Consider the following 13465-nt stretch of genomic DNA (forward strand, 5'->3'; position numbering starts at 1 on the left):
TCGTGGGTGACGCGGCGGCTGCGGGTGAGGAGGTTGAAGGCGAACTGGCGGGGCGGCTGGTCGACGTACGTACCCAGCTCCTCGAACCAGCGCAGCGCGACGCCTCGTTCACCGCGGCAGTCGAGGACGAGTTCGGCTGCGCACCCGGCACACCACCGATGTTCACCCCGCTGCGGCTGAGGGCCCTGGAGCTGCGCAACCGCGTCGTCGTCTCGCCCATGGACATGTACTCGGCCACGGACGGCGTCCCCGCCGACTTCCACCTCGTCCACCTCGGTGCGCGGGCGCTGGGAGGCGCCGGGCTGGTCATGACGGAGATGGTGTGCGTGAGCCCCGAGGGCCGCATCACCCCGGGCTGCACCGGCCTCTACACCGACGAGCAGGCCGCCGCCTGGACCAGGATCGCCGGCTTCGTGCATACCGGGTCGCCCGGCACCGCGATCGGGATCCAGCTCGGTCACTCCGGCCGCAAGGGTTCCACCAAGCTCATGTGGGAGGGCATCGACCAGCCGCTCGACCACGGCAACTGGCCCCTCGCCGCCGCCTCCCCGCTCCCGTACGCGCCGGGCGTCAACCAGACACCGCACGCCCTGGACCGCGCCGGTCTGGACGCCGTCCGGGAGCAGTTCGCGTCCGCCGCCGGGCGCGCCGACGCCTGCGGGTTCGACCTCCTCGAACTGCACTGCGCCCACGGCTATCTGCTCTCCAGCTTCCTCTCCCCGCTCACCAACCACCGCACCGACGCGTACGGCGGCACCCTCGCCAACCGGCTCCGCTTCCCGCTGGAGGTCTTCGACGCGGTCCGTGAACGGTGGCCCGAGGACCGGCCGATGACCGTCCGGATCTCCGCGACCGACTGGGCCGAGGGCGGGACGACGGGCGAGGACGCCGTCGAGATCGCCCGCGCCTTCGTCGCGCACGGCGCGCCATCGACGTCTCCACCGGGCAGGTCGTCCCCTCCGAACGGCCCGAGTACGGGCGCTCGTACCAGACCCCGTACGCCGACCGGATCCGCAACACCCTGTGCGTGCCCGTCATCGCGGTCGGCGCCATCTCCTCCTGGGACGACGTCAACTCGCTCCTGCTCGCCGGCCGCGCCGACCTCTGCGCGCTGGCCCGCCCGCATCTGTACGACCCGCACTGGACGCTCCACGCGGCAGCCGACCAGGGCTACACCGGACCGGGCGCCCCCTGGCCGCTTCCGTACCGCGCGGGCAGCCGCCCCCCGCCGACGGGCCGCACGGACGCACCGAAACCGCGGCTCACCCTGGACTGAGCGGCAGGCACGCGTGGCAGAGGCAGGGATCGGGGTGCGGGGCGGCGTGATGGGTGTGGCGCCCCAGACGGGCGGTCCGGTCCAGTCGTTCCGCCAGTTCGGCCGCCTCCTCACGCGTCCGCGCGGGCGTGGCGGCGCACCGCTTGAGAACGGCCGGGGAGTACACCAACCGGGGCCGGAAGGTGTGCAGATGCCGGGTCCCGGTGTCGATGGTGATCCACCGCCCGGTGTGCCGGCCGTGGCCCACCGCTGTCAGTTGCTCGTTGCCCATGCCCGGACAGGTCTCCACGACGTAGACCTTCGCCCCGCCCCGGAACGCCTTCGTGCCGGGCCGGAACTCCTGCCCCAGATCCCCGTACCGCCGCCACCGCACGACGTTCGCCGCGACCAGCCACCGGGGTTCGGGTACGTCATCCATCGCTCTCCTGCGCGCTGATCACCAGCCGGTCCGAGACGGCCCGGTAGCCGATGCGGGTGTACACGCCGTTGCTCGTCGGATTCGCCAGGTCGGTGAAGAGCAGCACCTCGTCCGCGCCCGCCGCCCGCGCCGCGCGGCTCACCTCGGCGGTCACGGCCGCCGCGTAGCCCCGGCCGCGGTGCTCCGGCGGTGTGTAGACGGGCGCGACGCGTGCGGTGCCCGCGATCCGCAGCGAGATTCCCGCCATCGACACGGGGACACCGTCGTCCTCCCAGAGCGTCAGCCGGCCCTCCGCCGTACGCTCGTCGACCGCCCGCCCGTGGCGTGCGCCGGATCCGCCCGGACCGCCGCTCTCGGCGGAGAACGCGGCGTACCAGCGCAGCAGCAGGTCACGGTCGGCCGAAGTCGCGGCCCTCGCCCGGCCACCGGGAGCGGGCGAGGGCGGGGTCAGCTCGCCCAGCCGGTACAGACGCTGCTCCTCGTCGACGCGGTGCCCCGCCCAATGCGCCGCCACCGCCCGGGCGGTGGCCCGGTCCGCGTTCACAAGGGTCAGCCGGCGGGCGGCCATCAGCGGGGCGACCGCCTCCGGGGCGACCGCGTTCAGCGTCGCGGGGTAGGGCGGCGTATGGAGCAGGGTGCCCGCCACCTCGCCGTCGGCGCCGCGCCACCAGCCCAGTACCGGATCGTGGTCGCCGTAGGCGCGCGGCCCGTGGCGGCGCAGGGCCGCGGTGACGGTCAGCATCACCGTGCTCTCGGCAGGCCGGGCGTTCAGCGAGCGGCCGGCCGCGGCGAGGAAGAGGTCGACGTCGTCCGTGAAGGTCCAGGTCATGCATCGGCATTCTGCCGGGCGCCCGCGGCCGGGGCACGCGGTTATCCGCGGACGAACTCCGCCCCGGCATCCCGCAGCCGTTCGTGCAGCAGCCCGAACACCTCCGCCGACCTCCCGCCCGGCCACGTCGGCGGAAGCAGCTCCTTCGGCAGCCCCGGATCCGCGTACGGCACCTGCCGCCAGGAGTCCAGTGCCATCAGGTAGTCGCGGTACGCCGTCTCCGGAGCGGGCGCCGCGTCCGGGCGCGCCTCCCAGGACCGCAGCACCGGCTCGTGCCGCTCCAGGAAGCCCTTGTGCAGCCGGGCCACGGCGTCCAGGTCCCACCAGCGCGCCACCGACTCCCCGGTGGCCGCGAACCCCAGGTGGTCGCCGCGGAAGAGCTCCACGTACGGGGTGAGTTCCAGGCGCTCCAGGGTGTGCCGCGTCTCCTCGTACAGCGCGGCCGGCGCGATCCACACTCCGGGCGCGGCCGTGCCGAAGCCGAGCCCGGACAGCCGTGAGCGCAGCAGGTGCCGCTTGTGGCGTTCGGCCTCCGGTACGGAGAACACGGCGAGCACCCAGCCGTCCTCGATGCGCGGGTCCGGATGCCGGTAGATCCGCCGGTCCCCGTCGTCGAGCAGTTGGCGCGCGTCGGCCGAGAGCGCGTACCCCGCGGCCCCGCCCGGCGTCCGGGCCGCGACGAGCAGGCCCCGCCGCTTCAGCCGGGAGACGGAGGACCGCACGGCGGGGGCCTCGACACCGACCGCGCCGAGCAGCCGGACGAGTTCCGCCACCGGTATCGGGGCGTCGCCCGGGGTGCGGCCGTACGCACCGTAGAGGGTGACGATCAGCGAGCGGGGAGTGTGCGGTTCGACCATGTGATCATTCTCGGCCCGGTGTACCGGAGTCCGCACCGGGTTCGTCCGCGCGAAGCCGGAACCGCTGCAGTTTGCCGGTCGCTGTCCGGGGGAGTGCAGGCAGGAACGTGATGAGGCGCGGGCATTTGTGCGGGGCCAGCTCGGAGCGCATGAAGGCGCGCAGCGCGTCGGCCGTCAGGTCCGAGCCCTCCCGGCGCACCACGTACGCCGCGACGATCCGGCCGCGCAGCTCGTCCGCACGGCCGACCACCGCGGCCTCCGCCACTTCGGGGTGGCGCAGCAGGGCGTCCTCGACCTCGGGGCCCGCGATGTTGTAGCCGGAGGAGATGATCATGTCGTCGGCGCGGGCCACGTAGCGGAAGTAGCCGTCCGCGTCACGCACATAGGTGTCGCCGGTGAGGTTCCAGCCGTGCTGTACGTACTCCCGCTGCCGCTCGTCGGCGAGGTAGCGGCAGCCGACCGGACCGCGCACCGCGAGCAGCCCCGGTTCGCCGTCCGGCACCGGTTCGCCGTCGGCGTCCACCACCCGGGCCTGCCAGCCGGGGACCGGGACGCCGGTGGTGCCGGGGCGGATGGCGTCGTCGGCGGCGGAGACGAAGATGTGCAGCAGCTCGGTGGCGCCGATGCCGTTGATGATCTTCAGGCCGGTGCGCTCGTACCAGGAGTGCCAGGTCGCGACGGGCAGGTTCTCGCCCGCGGACACACAGCGGCGGAGCGCGGAGAGGTCGTGCCCGTCGAGCTGGTCGAGCATCACCCGGTAGGCGGTCGGGGCGGTGAACAGCACCGAGACCCGGTGTGCGGCCAGGGCGGGCAGCAGTTGCTTGGGGCCCGCCTGTTCCAGCAGCAGCGCGGACGCGCCGGCCCGCAGCGGGAAGACGACCAGACCGCCGAGCCCGAAGGTGAAACCGAGCGGTGGACTGCCGGCGAAGACGTCGTCGGGCACCGGCCGCAGGACGTGCCGGGAGAAGGTGTCCGCGATGGCCAGCACATCGCGGTGCAGATGCATGCAGCCCTTGGGGCGCCCGGTGGTCCCCGAGGTGAACGCGATCAGCGCCACGTCGTCCGCCGCGGTGTCCACGGCCGGGTACGGGCCCGGCCGGGCGGCGGCCAGCCGCAGCAGGTCGTCGGGCGCGTCACCGCCGTACGCCGTGATCCGCAGCCCCGGCACGTCGGCCTTCACCAGGTCGTCGGCGGACCGGACGTCGCACAGCGCATGACTGACGCGGGCGATGGAGCAGATCGTGGCGAGTTCGGCCGCCCGCTGCTGGGCCAGTACGGTGACGGCGACCGCGCCGGCCTTCAGCACCGCCAGCCAGCAGGCGGCGAGGTGCGGCGTGGTGGGGCCGCGCAGCAGCACGCGGTTGCCGGGTACGACCCCCAGGTCCGAGGTGAGGACATGGGCGATCCGGGCGACCAGGTCCCGCAGCTCCCCGTAGCTCAGCACCGCGCCGTCGGGCGTACGGAAGGCGGGCCGTCCGGGCCCGAAGCGCTCGGCCGTGCGGTCCAGGAGCTCGGCGGCGCAGTTGAGCCGGTCCGGGTAGTGCAGCTCGGGCAGGTCGAAGACCAGTTCCGGCCACTGGTCGGCGGGTGGCAGATGTTCCCTGGCGAAGCTGTCGATGTGCGCTGAGGTATTCGGTTCCATGAAGGATCGCCCCCTTGTCGCCCTTGGAGCGTATCGTTTGGGTGACGGTAGTCAACGGTCCGCGATAAAGTCCCGGTCCCGGAAGGGACGGCAACGGGACTTTCGACAGGAGAGGCGCCGGTATGACGGCATTCTCACTCGATCCGGCACAGACCGCCTGGTGCGAGGAGCTGCGCACCCTGGCCGATGAGCGGCTTCGTCCGCTTGCTGAGAAGGGTGAGCCGGGGCACGTCAACCGCCCGCTGTTGGCGGCGCTCGGCGAACTCGGGCTGCTGGACCGGCTGCTCGGCTCCGGCGCCCTCGACCTGTGTCTGCTGCGCGAATCGCTCGCCCGCGGCTGCACGGAGGCCGAGACCGCCCTGGCGCTCCAGGGTCTCGGGACGTACCCGGTCGTGCAGGCGGGCACCCCGGCCCACCGCGAGCGCTGGCTCCCCGAGGTCCGCGCGGGCCGGGCCGTCGCCGCCTTCGCGCTCAGCGAGCCGGGGGCCGGTTCCGACGCGGCGGCCCTGGCCCTGGACGCCGTACACGCGCCCGACGGCTGGCGGCTGACCGGCGAGAAGTGCTGGATCTCCAACGCCCCGGAGGCGGACTTCTACACCGTCTTCGCCCGGACGACGCGGGGCGCCGGAGCGCGGGGCGTCACCGCGTTCCTGGTCCCCGCCGACCGTCCCGGCCTGACCGGCACCCCGCTGGACATGCTCTCCCCGCACCCGATCGGCGCCCTGCGCTTCGACGGAGTCCCGGTCACCCCGGACGATGTGCTCGGCGAACCGGACCGGGGCTTCCGGGTCGCCATGAACACCCTCAACCTCTTCCGGCCCAGCGTCGGCGCCTTCGCCATCGGCATGGCCCGGGCCGCGCTCGACGCCACCGTGGAACACACCGCCACCCGCACCGCGTTCGGCGGACCGCTGAGCGATCTGCAGGCGGTCTCCCACCAGGTCGCGGAGATGGCCACCCGCACCGAGGCCGCCCGGCTGCTCGTGTACGCGGCCGCCGCCGCGTACGACGCGGGGGAGCCGGGCGTCCCGCGGCGGGCCGCCATGGCGAAGCTGTACGCCACCGAGACCGCGCAGTACGTCGTGGACACCGCCGTCCAGCTGCACGGCGCCCGCGCCCTGCGCCGCGGCCACCTGCTCGAACACCTCTACCGCGAGGTCCGCGCCCCCCGCATCTACGAGGGCGCCAGCGAGGTACAGCGCACCATCATCGCCAAGGAGCTGTACGCGAACCGGGAGCCGTCCGCATGAGCCCGATCCACCGGATCAACCCCGCCGAACTCTCCCCGCCCGCCGGCTTCTCGCACGCGGTCACCGCCACCGGGAGCCAACTGGTCTTCCTCGCCGGGCAGACCGCCCTCGACCAGCGGGGCGACATCGTCGGATCCACCCTGCCCGAGCAGTTCACCACCGCGCTCACCAACCTGCTCGGCGCCCTGCGTGCGGCCGGGGGCGCTCCCGCCGACCTGGCACGGGTCACGGTCTACGCCACCGATGTCGCCGACTACCGGGCGAACGCCGTCGAGCTGGGCCGGATCTGGCGACGGCTCGCGGGCCGCGACTACCCGGCGATGGCGGTCATCGGGGCGGTGCGGCTCTGGGACGAACAGGCCCTGGTCGAGATCGACGGGGTGGCGGTCCTGCCCTGACCGCACGAACGCCCTGTGGGGCCCGGGAATCCGGGCCCCACAGGGCGTTCGGGACAGACGGTGCCTCAGTACGGCTGCACCAGAACGTGCGCCGCACCCGGGATGCCGACCTTCAGCAGCTCGTCCTCCTCGGGCGTCGTCTCCCTGCCCGTCTCCTGCTTGAGCACGGCGTGCGACAGAGCCTGCACCCACATCGCGCGGGGGCGCCTACGGGCTTCCCAGGCGTCGAGCGCGGCCGCGACGTCCGCCTCGGCGTCCAGCGACTCGGCGAGCACCAGCGCGTCCTCCACGGCCATCGCCGCACCCTGCGCGAGATGCGGGGTGCTCGCGTGCGCGGCGTCGCCGGCCAGCACCACCCGGCCGACGTGCCACGGCTCCTCGACGGTCACCTGGGAGATCCGCGAGTACACCACGGCTTCCGGTCCGGTGACGGCGGCGAGCGCCTCGGCGACCGGGCCGGAGAACATCGGCAGCCGCTCCTTGAGCTGCTCGTGCGCCTTCTCCGCGTCGGGCCGGAAGTCCTCGGGCTCGGCGAACACCGCACCCAGGTACATCAGCTCGTCCGTGATCGGGGTGAGCAGCGCCTTGGCGGCCTGGCCCGCGCTGCCCATGACGACGCCCTTGACCTGCTCCTGACGGGGCACGGTGACCCGCCAGTTGGCGAAGCCGGTGTACTGGGGGACGTAGCGGTCGCCGTACAGCCGGGTCCGCAGCGGCGAGCCGATGCCGTCGAAGCCGACGACCAGGTCCCAGCGCGCGGCCGAACCGTCGGACAGTGTGACGTCCACGCCCTCGCCGTCGTCGGCGAGCTCGGCGATGGTCGCGCCGAAGCGGATCGTCGCCCCGGCGGCCGTGGCCGCGGCACCGAGGATCTGGGAGAGCGCGGGGCGCGGGATGCCGTTGTTGGACGGGGCGTCGCCCATCCGGGGCTGCGGGATCTCGGCCAGTGTGTTGCCGGCCGGGTCGGCGATGGTCAGGATCTCCCACTCGAAGCCCGCCTTGAGGCAGTCGTCGAGGACCCCTATCTCCCGCATGACGTGCAGGGCGTTGGACGGCTGGATGATGCCGACGCCCAGGGCCTCCAGCTCGTCGCGGAGTTCGGCGACCTCGACGGTGTGGCCGCGCCGGGCCAGGGCGGTGGCGAGCGTCAGCCCGCCGATGCCGCCACCGTGGATCAGGACGCGCAGGGGTGTTGCCATATCGGTTCTCTCCAGTGGGGAAAAGTGCGAAGTGTCGGGGGAGGTGATCAGCCGGCCGCGACGGGCAGGCTCATCAGGTGGTCCACGAGGGCCAGCAGCACGTCACGGCCGAACGACCGCTCGCGTACGTCGCCGACCAGCAGCGGGACATGCGGATCGAGGTCGAGAGCCGCTCTGATCTCGTCCGGGGTGCGGCTGTTGTGACCGTGGAAGCAGTTGATCGCCACGACGAACGGGATGTCCCGGCTCTCGAAGAAGTCGATCGAGGCGAAGCTGGTCTCCAGCCGGCGCGTGTCGGCGATCACGACGCCGCCGAGGGCGCCGTTGACCAGGTCGTTCCACATGAACCAGAAGCGTTCCTGGCCCGGGGTGCCGAACAGGTAGACGACGAGCTCCGGACTGACCGTGATCCGGCCGAAGTCCAGGGCCACGGTGGTCGTGTCCTTCTGTCCGACACCGGCCAGGTCGTCGACGCCGATGCTGGCCTTGGTCAGGAACTCCTCGGTGCGCAGGGGCGCGACCTCGCTGACCGCGCCCACGAGGGTGGTCTTGCCGACGCCGAAGCCACCGGCGACGAGGATTTTCACGGCGGCGGGGGCCGCCTGACTGATGGTCATCTTGGCTCAGAGTCTCCCGAGTCCGTCGCGAAGGGCGGCCAGCATTCCCATGTCGGCACCGCCGGACGCCCGGGCCACCGAAAGGGGCGCACGGGCGAGCAGCAGGCCCTGGGCGACCAGGTCCGCCAGCAGGATCTTGGTCACCGATACCGGGAGGTTGAGGTCGGCGGAGACCTCGGCGACCGCGGCGGGACGCCGGCAGCGCTCCAGGATCATCCGGTGCTCCGGCTGGAGCCTGCCCGGATGGACCGCCGCGCCGTGCCCGTCCCGCGGGTCCTGCGCGGTCGTCAGCACGGTGATGAGGGTGAAGTCGTCCCGCTCGGGAGCGGTCCGTCCGCGGGTGATGGTGTACGGGCGCACCATCGTGCCCGCGCCGTCCTCCTCCGTCTCCTCGTCCTCCCAGTGCGGTGTCACGCGCGCGGCCCGTCCCCGCCGCCGAAGGCGTTGAAGTCGCCCCGCACCGGGGTGCTGAGCTTCTGGCCGACCTGCTGGACGAGGTTGTGCATGGCCAGCGACATGATCTCGGCGTCCACCTCCTGGGAGGCGACGACGGCCAGGTGCGTGCCCTGGGCCGCGGAGATGATGAAGAGCCACAGATCCGACAGCTCGACGATCACCTGGTGTACGTCGCCGCCGTTGAAGAGCTGTCCCACACCGCGGGCCAGGCTCTGCTGGCCGGTGCAGATGGCCGCCAGCCGCTCGGCGTCGGACCGCTCGACGGTGCGCGAGTGGCTCACCACCAGACCGTCGTCGGACAGCAGCACGGCGTTCAGGGTCTCGGCCACCGAGTCCACCAGACCGTCGAGCAGCCAGTCGAGGTCCTGGTGAGTGGCGGTAGTGCGTGTCATGACCGTTCTTCTCTCGTGGGGAGGGGCGCAGGGGGGTCGGGCTGCGTCGGCGGCTCGTCGGTCGCGCGGGCGGCGCGGGACCGGCGCTGGAAGGCTCCGATGGCAGCCCCGGCGCGGCGCGGGGCCGGTCGGGACTGCGGATTCGCCTGCCGGCCAGGGGACGAGGGCGCGGCGGACCCGGAGGCCGGCGTGATCCGCAGTTCGTCCACGAGGCTGGCCTGGCGTACCCGGCGCGGCAACGGGGGTTCCGCGGCGGGTGCTGCCGGCAGCGCGGGCCGCCCCGGCCCGCTCTCCCGGCCGGTCGTACCCGCTGCCGGGGGAGCCGGATGGTCGGGTTCGGCCACCGGGAACCGTCCCGGGTGTCCGGCGGCCGGTTCCGGCTGCCGGGGTCCGGGCACCGGGAAGCCGGTCCGGTCGGGGACGCCCGCCGCGTACGGTCCCGGGTACGGCTGCTGCGGAGTCATGTACGGCTCCTCGGGCGTCTGGTAGGGCTGGTGCGGTACCGGGTACTGGCCCTCGGCCTTCATGTACGGCTGCTCGGCATGGGCGTACGTGTCCTGGTGGGACGTGCCGTACGTGCTGTCACCCGGGCTGCCGTACGGGCTCGCGTCCGTACCCCCGTACGGGGACACGGGTACGGCTTGGCCGTACGTACTCCCCGGTGTACTCCCCGGCGTGCTGTCGGCGTACGGGGTGTACGGGGTCACCGGATCGCCGAACGGGTGGTCGGCGGGGGCCGGCTGCGGCTGCTCCTCCCGGTCGGGGAAGGGCTCGTCCGCCACCGTGTAGGGCGCACCGGTGGTCTCGAACGGTGCGCCCGAGGCGTGCAGAGCGGTGACCCCGGCGAGCGCCTGGCCGCGGCCGCGGCTGGGCAGTGCGTCGGCGTCGCGGGTCGGTGCGGGTTCCGGGGCAGGTGCGGCGCCCGTGTCCTCGGGGGAGGGGACGGCCACCGGACCGGAGTGCGGACCGGGGACGGTGAGCGCCTCGGGCACGAGGAGGACGACCCGGGTGCCGCCGAAGGCCGACTGGCGGAACTCCACCCGCAGGCCGTGCTGGTCGGCGAGGCGCGCGATCACGTACAGACCGAGCCGGATGTCGTCGGCGTGCGCCAGCACGTCCATCCGGGGCGGCCTGCTCATCAGCTCGTTGGCATCGGCGAGCTGGTCCTCCTCCATGCCGAGCCCGCGGTCCTCGACCTCGATGGCCAGGCCCCGGCTGACCCGGGCCGCCCTGACCTCGACGGGGCTGGGCGGCTTGGAGAAGGTGAGGGCGTTCTCGATCAGCTCCGCCAGCACATGGGAGACCGGGCCGACGGCCCGCTCCGCGAGCCAGGGAGCGCCGTCCAGATCCAGCACCACGCGCTGGTAGTCCTGCACCTCGCCCTGGGCGGAGCGCATGACGTCGAGCAGCGGTACGGGCTTGCGCCAGCGCCGGTGCGGGGAGCCGCCGGCGAGGATCACGAGGTTCTCCTCGTAGCGCCGGAGGCGGGCGGTGAGGTGGTCGAGGTCGAAGAGGCCGTCCAGCACCTCGGGGTCCTCGTGCTTGCGCTCCAGCTCGTCCAGCTTCTTCAGCTGCTGGCCGATCAACTGCTGGGTGCGGCGCGCGATGCGCTGCAGCAGCCGTTCGAAGCCGCGGTGCTGGTCGGCCTGTTTGACGGCCGCCTGGAGGGCACTGGTGCGGGCCAGGTCGAGAGCGGCGCCGAGCTGGGTCAGCTCGTCGGCCTTGCTGCCTTCCTTGCGGTCGTGACCGATGGCGCGGGCCTCGGCCTCGACATCGATGCGTTCGCCCTTGCCGAGCCGCTCGACGACGTCGGGCAGGGTCTTCTCCAGCTCCTCGGCCCGCTCCTGGAGCCGGCCGATCCGGCGGCGCAGGTTGCGGGTGAGGCGCCAGGTGATCCAGATGACGGCGACGACGGCGAGGAGGCCGACGACCGTGGTGATGGCGACCCTGATCAGCAGGGAGAGGACACTGTCCTTGCCGTTCGCGACGACCAGGTCGGTGCGGTGCTCCATCAGCTTCATCAGCTGGGGCGTGAGCTCGTCCATCGCGCCGCGCCAGGTCTTCTCGTCGGCGCCGAGCTTGACGAAGCCGGCGCTGTCGGGATCGGCGGGCCGCAGGACCTGGTTCTCCACCCTGGTCTTGGTCTTCCAGGCCGAACTGCCGGAGATCTCGTCCCACATGGCCCGCTCGTCTGCCGGCAGGTAAGGGGCGACCTTGTTGGCGTACTGGAAGGACTGGCCGGAAACGGCCTCGCGGACCTGCTGGAGGTCGCCCGTGCTCAGCTTGCCCCTGGACCAGCCGCGGGCCAGCAGGGCGTCCGAGCGCGAGACCATCTCCTTGGCCCAGAACAGGTCGACGAGCGGCTGCGAGAGCGTGGTGATCTCACCGTTGTCCACATGGCTGAGCGCGGTGAAGAGCTTCATGTCGACCGCGATCAGTTCCGTGTAGTAGCCGTACACGGCCTTCTGCTGGTCGTTGTCCCCCTCGTCGACGAGGGAGCGCTGGGCCGGGAGTTGGGTGATCGCGGTGCGGGCCTTGACGACCGCGTCCCGGACCTCGCCGGGGGCGTCGTCGGTGGCGATGTCCGAGAGGGACTGGAAGCTGGTGATCGCTTCGTCGGTCAGCTTGCGCTGCTTGCGCAGCGCATCGGTGGCACCTCCGTGGCGGGCCAGAGCTTCGGCGCTCAGCCGTCGCTCCTCCTGCAGGTTGTAGTACACGATGTTGGACGGCTGGCCGGCCTTCTGGGCCAACAGCCCCTGGGCCGCTTGCCTTTGGAAGTCGAGCAGAGTCTGACCACTGGTGACGGCCCAGAGGGCGGCCAGTGCGACACCGGGGACGATGGCCAGTACGAGCAGGGCCGTCCGCAGCGACATTGTGGTCGAGTCGCTCCGCCTTGACGCGCGCGTGCGCAGGGCATGCTCCTTGACGATGATGCCAGCCTCGCGACTGGTCAAATCCGTTGGAAACTTCGACAGATAGATATTAGTCACACTGCAAAAAAGGAAAGGAAGCGGGCTCACATGTGCATCACCGATCACCCACAGAAACACCATCAACGCGCGGAGCTGTCCGGAAAGTGACGTTACGGCGGCGGTCCCACGAAGCGGAGGCGTCGATCCGGAGAGGCGCCGCGGTGAGGGATGACGGTCCATCACCGTCCGTGCGGCGCGCCGTACGGGTGAAGCGCGGCCGGGGATATATCTGTACTTAGTGCTCTTTGTCTGTTCTGTGACCCCGCCCGCCGTGCCGGTCGTATGACCGCGCTCGTCATCTGCCACTTCGTCCTCGCCGCGTGCGCGCGCCCGCTGGTGCGGTGGCTGGGCGCACGCGCCTTCGTGGTTCTCGCGCTGCCCCCGGCCGCCACCACCTGCTGGGCGTTCGCCCAGTGGGACACGGCGGTCTCCGGTGGCTCGGTCACCTGGTCGTGGAACTGGATCCCCGCCTACGACGTCTCCGTCGCCCTGCGCCTGGACGCCCTCGCCGAACTCATGGTGCTGCTCGCGGCGGGCGTCGGCACACTCGTCCTGCTCTACTGCGCCTCGTACTTCAGCGACGACACTCCGCAACTGGCCGGATTCGCCGGGAACCTGCTCGCCTTCGCCGGGGCCATGCTCGCCCTCGTCCTCAGCGACGACCTGATCACGCTCTACGTCTTCTGGGAGCTGACGACGGTCTTCTCCTACCTGCTGATCGGATTCGACAGCGAGCAACGGCACAGCCGCCGCTCCGCCCTCCAGGCGCTCACCGTCACCACCCTCGGCGGGCTCGCCATCCTGCCCCGGACGAGCCTCGCCGTCTCCGTGGCTATCGTGCTGATCCTGTGCGGGGTCCTGTCGAAATCGGCGATCTGGCCGTTCAGCCTCTGGCTCCCGAACGCCATGGCGGCGCCCACCCCCGTCAGCGCGTACCTGCACGCCGCGGCCATGGTCAAGGCCGGCGTCTACCTCGTCGCCAGGCTCGCCCCCGGCTTCGCCGACGTCCCCGTGTGGCGGCCCGTCGTGATGGTCCTCGGCGCCGCGACGATGCTGCTGGGCGGCTGGCGGGCCCTGCGGCTCAACGACCTGAAGCTCGTCCTCGCCTACGGCACCGTCAGTCAACTCGGCTTCCTCACCCTGCTCGCGGGCGTCGGCA

Annotated in this window: 12 protein-coding genes and 1 pseudogene; 4 read left to right on the plus strand and 9 right to left on the minus strand. The window is 72.3% G+C overall.

The features are described from left to right. Positions 1-95: 95 nt before the first annotated feature. Positions 96-1276, plus strand: a pseudogene (locus JGS39_RS34765) (oxidoreductase); the annotation flags it as partial. Here the strand turns inward: JGS39_RS34765 and JGS39_RS34770 are convergent. From JGS39_RS34770 to JGS39_RS34785, 4 genes are read right to left on the minus strand one after another with little or no spacing between them, the layout of a single operon-like run. After that, positions 1263-1694 (minus strand): hypothetical protein, encoded by a 432-nt coding sequence (locus JGS39_RS34770; protein ID WP_219573740.1) that lies wholly within the window; start codon positions 1692-1694, stop codon positions 1263-1265. The pseudogene JGS39_RS34765 and the gene JGS39_RS34770 sit on opposite strands and share 14 nt — an antisense overlap. Then, complete coding sequence (locus JGS39_RS34775) at positions 1687-2523, minus strand: GNAT family N-acetyltransferase (protein ID WP_219573741.1); 837 nt, start codon at positions 2521-2523, stop codon at positions 1687-1689. The genes JGS39_RS34770 and JGS39_RS34775 overlap by 8 nt, the downstream gene beginning before the upstream one ends. A gap of 41 nt (positions 2524-2564) precedes the next feature. Beyond that, positions 2565-3380 (minus strand): PaaX family transcriptional regulator, encoded by an 816-nt coding sequence (locus JGS39_RS34780; protein ID WP_219573742.1) that lies wholly within the window; start codon positions 3378-3380, stop codon positions 2565-2567. 4 nt (positions 3381-3384) lie between these two features. Further along, a complete protein-coding gene (locus JGS39_RS34785; RefSeq protein WP_219573743.1) occupies positions 3385-5022 on the minus strand; it encodes an AMP-binding protein in 1638 nt (545 codons plus the stop codon). Between the two features lie 122 nt (positions 5023-5144). Here JGS39_RS34785 and JGS39_RS34790 point away from each other — a divergent pair, with 122 nt between their 5' ends. Beyond that, positions 5145-6272, plus strand: coding sequence for an acyl-CoA dehydrogenase family protein (locus JGS39_RS34790; RefSeq protein ID WP_219573744.1), 1128 nt, complete (start codon positions 5145-5147; stop codon positions 6270-6272). Next, entirely contained in the window at positions 6269-6670 is a 402-nt protein-coding gene (locus JGS39_RS34795) for a RidA family protein (protein WP_219573745.1), read from the plus strand. The genes JGS39_RS34790 and JGS39_RS34795 overlap by 4 nt, the downstream gene beginning before the upstream one ends. Positions 6671-6735: 65 nt before the next feature. On the opposite strand, the gene JGS39_RS34800 is transcribed toward JGS39_RS34795, so the two are convergent. Genes JGS39_RS34800 through JGS39_RS34820 form a run of 5 tightly spaced genes read right to left on the minus strand, consistent with a single transcriptional unit; the run spans position 6736 to position 12207 of the window. Next, positions 6736-7869 (minus strand): FAD-dependent monooxygenase, encoded by a 1134-nt coding sequence (locus JGS39_RS34800; protein WP_219573746.1) that lies wholly within the window; start codon positions 7867-7869, stop codon positions 6736-6738. Between the two features lie 47 nt (positions 7870-7916). After that, positions 7917-8486, minus strand: coding sequence for a GTP-binding protein (locus JGS39_RS34805; protein WP_148021413.1), 570 nt, complete (start codon positions 8484-8486; stop codon positions 7917-7919). A 6-nt stretch (positions 8487-8492) separates the two neighbouring features. After that, positions 8493-8900, minus strand: coding sequence for a DUF742 domain-containing protein (locus JGS39_RS34810; protein WP_371602620.1), 408 nt, complete (start codon positions 8898-8900; stop codon positions 8493-8495). After that, on the minus strand, positions 8897-9334 hold the full coding sequence (locus JGS39_RS34815) for a roadblock/LC7 domain-containing protein (RefSeq protein WP_219573747.1): 438 nt from the start codon (positions 9332-9334) through the stop codon (positions 8897-8899). Before JGS39_RS34815 ends, JGS39_RS34810 begins: the two co-directional genes overlap by 4 nt. Beyond that, positions 9331-12207 carry a sensor histidine kinase gene (locus JGS39_RS34820; RefSeq protein WP_219573748.1) on the minus strand — a complete coding sequence of 959 codons (2877 nt, stop codon included), beginning with the start codon at positions 12205-12207 and terminating at the stop codon, positions 9331-9333. Before JGS39_RS34820 ends, JGS39_RS34815 begins: the two co-directional genes overlap by 4 nt. 381 nt (positions 12208-12588) lie before the next feature. Here JGS39_RS34820 and JGS39_RS34825 point away from each other — a divergent pair. After that, positions 12589-13465, plus strand: an 877-nt coding sequence (locus tag JGS39_RS34825) for a proton-conducting transporter transmembrane domain-containing protein (RefSeq protein ID WP_264302873.1), incomplete at its 3' end; no start/stop codon positions are given.

Origin of the sequence: Streptomyces poriferorum (assembly GCF_019399235.1) — a bacterium.
Classification (GTDB): Bacteria; Actinomycetota; Actinomycetes; order Streptomycetales; family Streptomycetaceae; genus Streptomyces; species Streptomyces poriferorum.

What these genes read in the sequence shown, in the direction of transcription:
- JGS39_RS34770 (WP_219573740.1), bottom strand. Translation starts at nt 1,694, where the DNA reads ATGGATGACGTACCCGAACCCCGGTGGCTGGTCGCGGCGAACGTCGTG.
- JGS39_RS34775 (WP_219573741.1), bottom strand. Translation starts at nt 2,523, where the DNA reads ATGACCTGGACCTTCACGGACGACGTCGACCTCTTCCTCGCCGCGGCC.
- JGS39_RS34780 (WP_219573742.1), bottom strand. Translation starts at nt 3,380, where the DNA reads ATGGTCGAACCGCACACTCCCCGCTCGCTGATCGTCACCCTCTACGGT.
- JGS39_RS34785 (WP_219573743.1), bottom strand. Translation starts at nt 5,022, where the DNA reads ATGGAACCGAATACCTCAGCGCACATCGACAGCTTCGCCAGGGAACAT.
- JGS39_RS34790 (WP_219573744.1), top strand. Translation starts at nt 5,145, where the DNA reads ATGACGGCATTCTCACTCGATCCGGCACAGACCGCCTGGTGCGAGGAG.
- JGS39_RS34795 (WP_219573745.1), top strand. Translation starts at nt 6,269, where the DNA reads ATGAGCCCGATCCACCGGATCAACCCCGCCGAACTCTCCCCGCCCGCC.
- JGS39_RS34800 (WP_219573746.1), bottom strand. Translation starts at nt 7,869, where the DNA reads ATGGCAACACCCCTGCGCGTCCTGATCCACGGTGGCGGCATCGGCGGG.
- JGS39_RS34805 (WP_148021413.1), bottom strand. Translation starts at nt 8,486, where the DNA reads ATGACCATCAGTCAGGCGGCCCCCGCCGCCGTGAAAATCCTCGTCGCC.
- JGS39_RS34815 (WP_219573747.1), bottom strand. Translation starts at nt 9,334, where the DNA reads ATGACACGCACTACCGCCACTCACCAGGACCTCGACTGGCTGCTCGAC.
- JGS39_RS34820 (WP_219573748.1), bottom strand. Translation starts at nt 12,207, where the DNA reads ATGTCGCTGCGGACGGCCCTGCTCGTACTGGCCATCGTCCCCGGTGTC.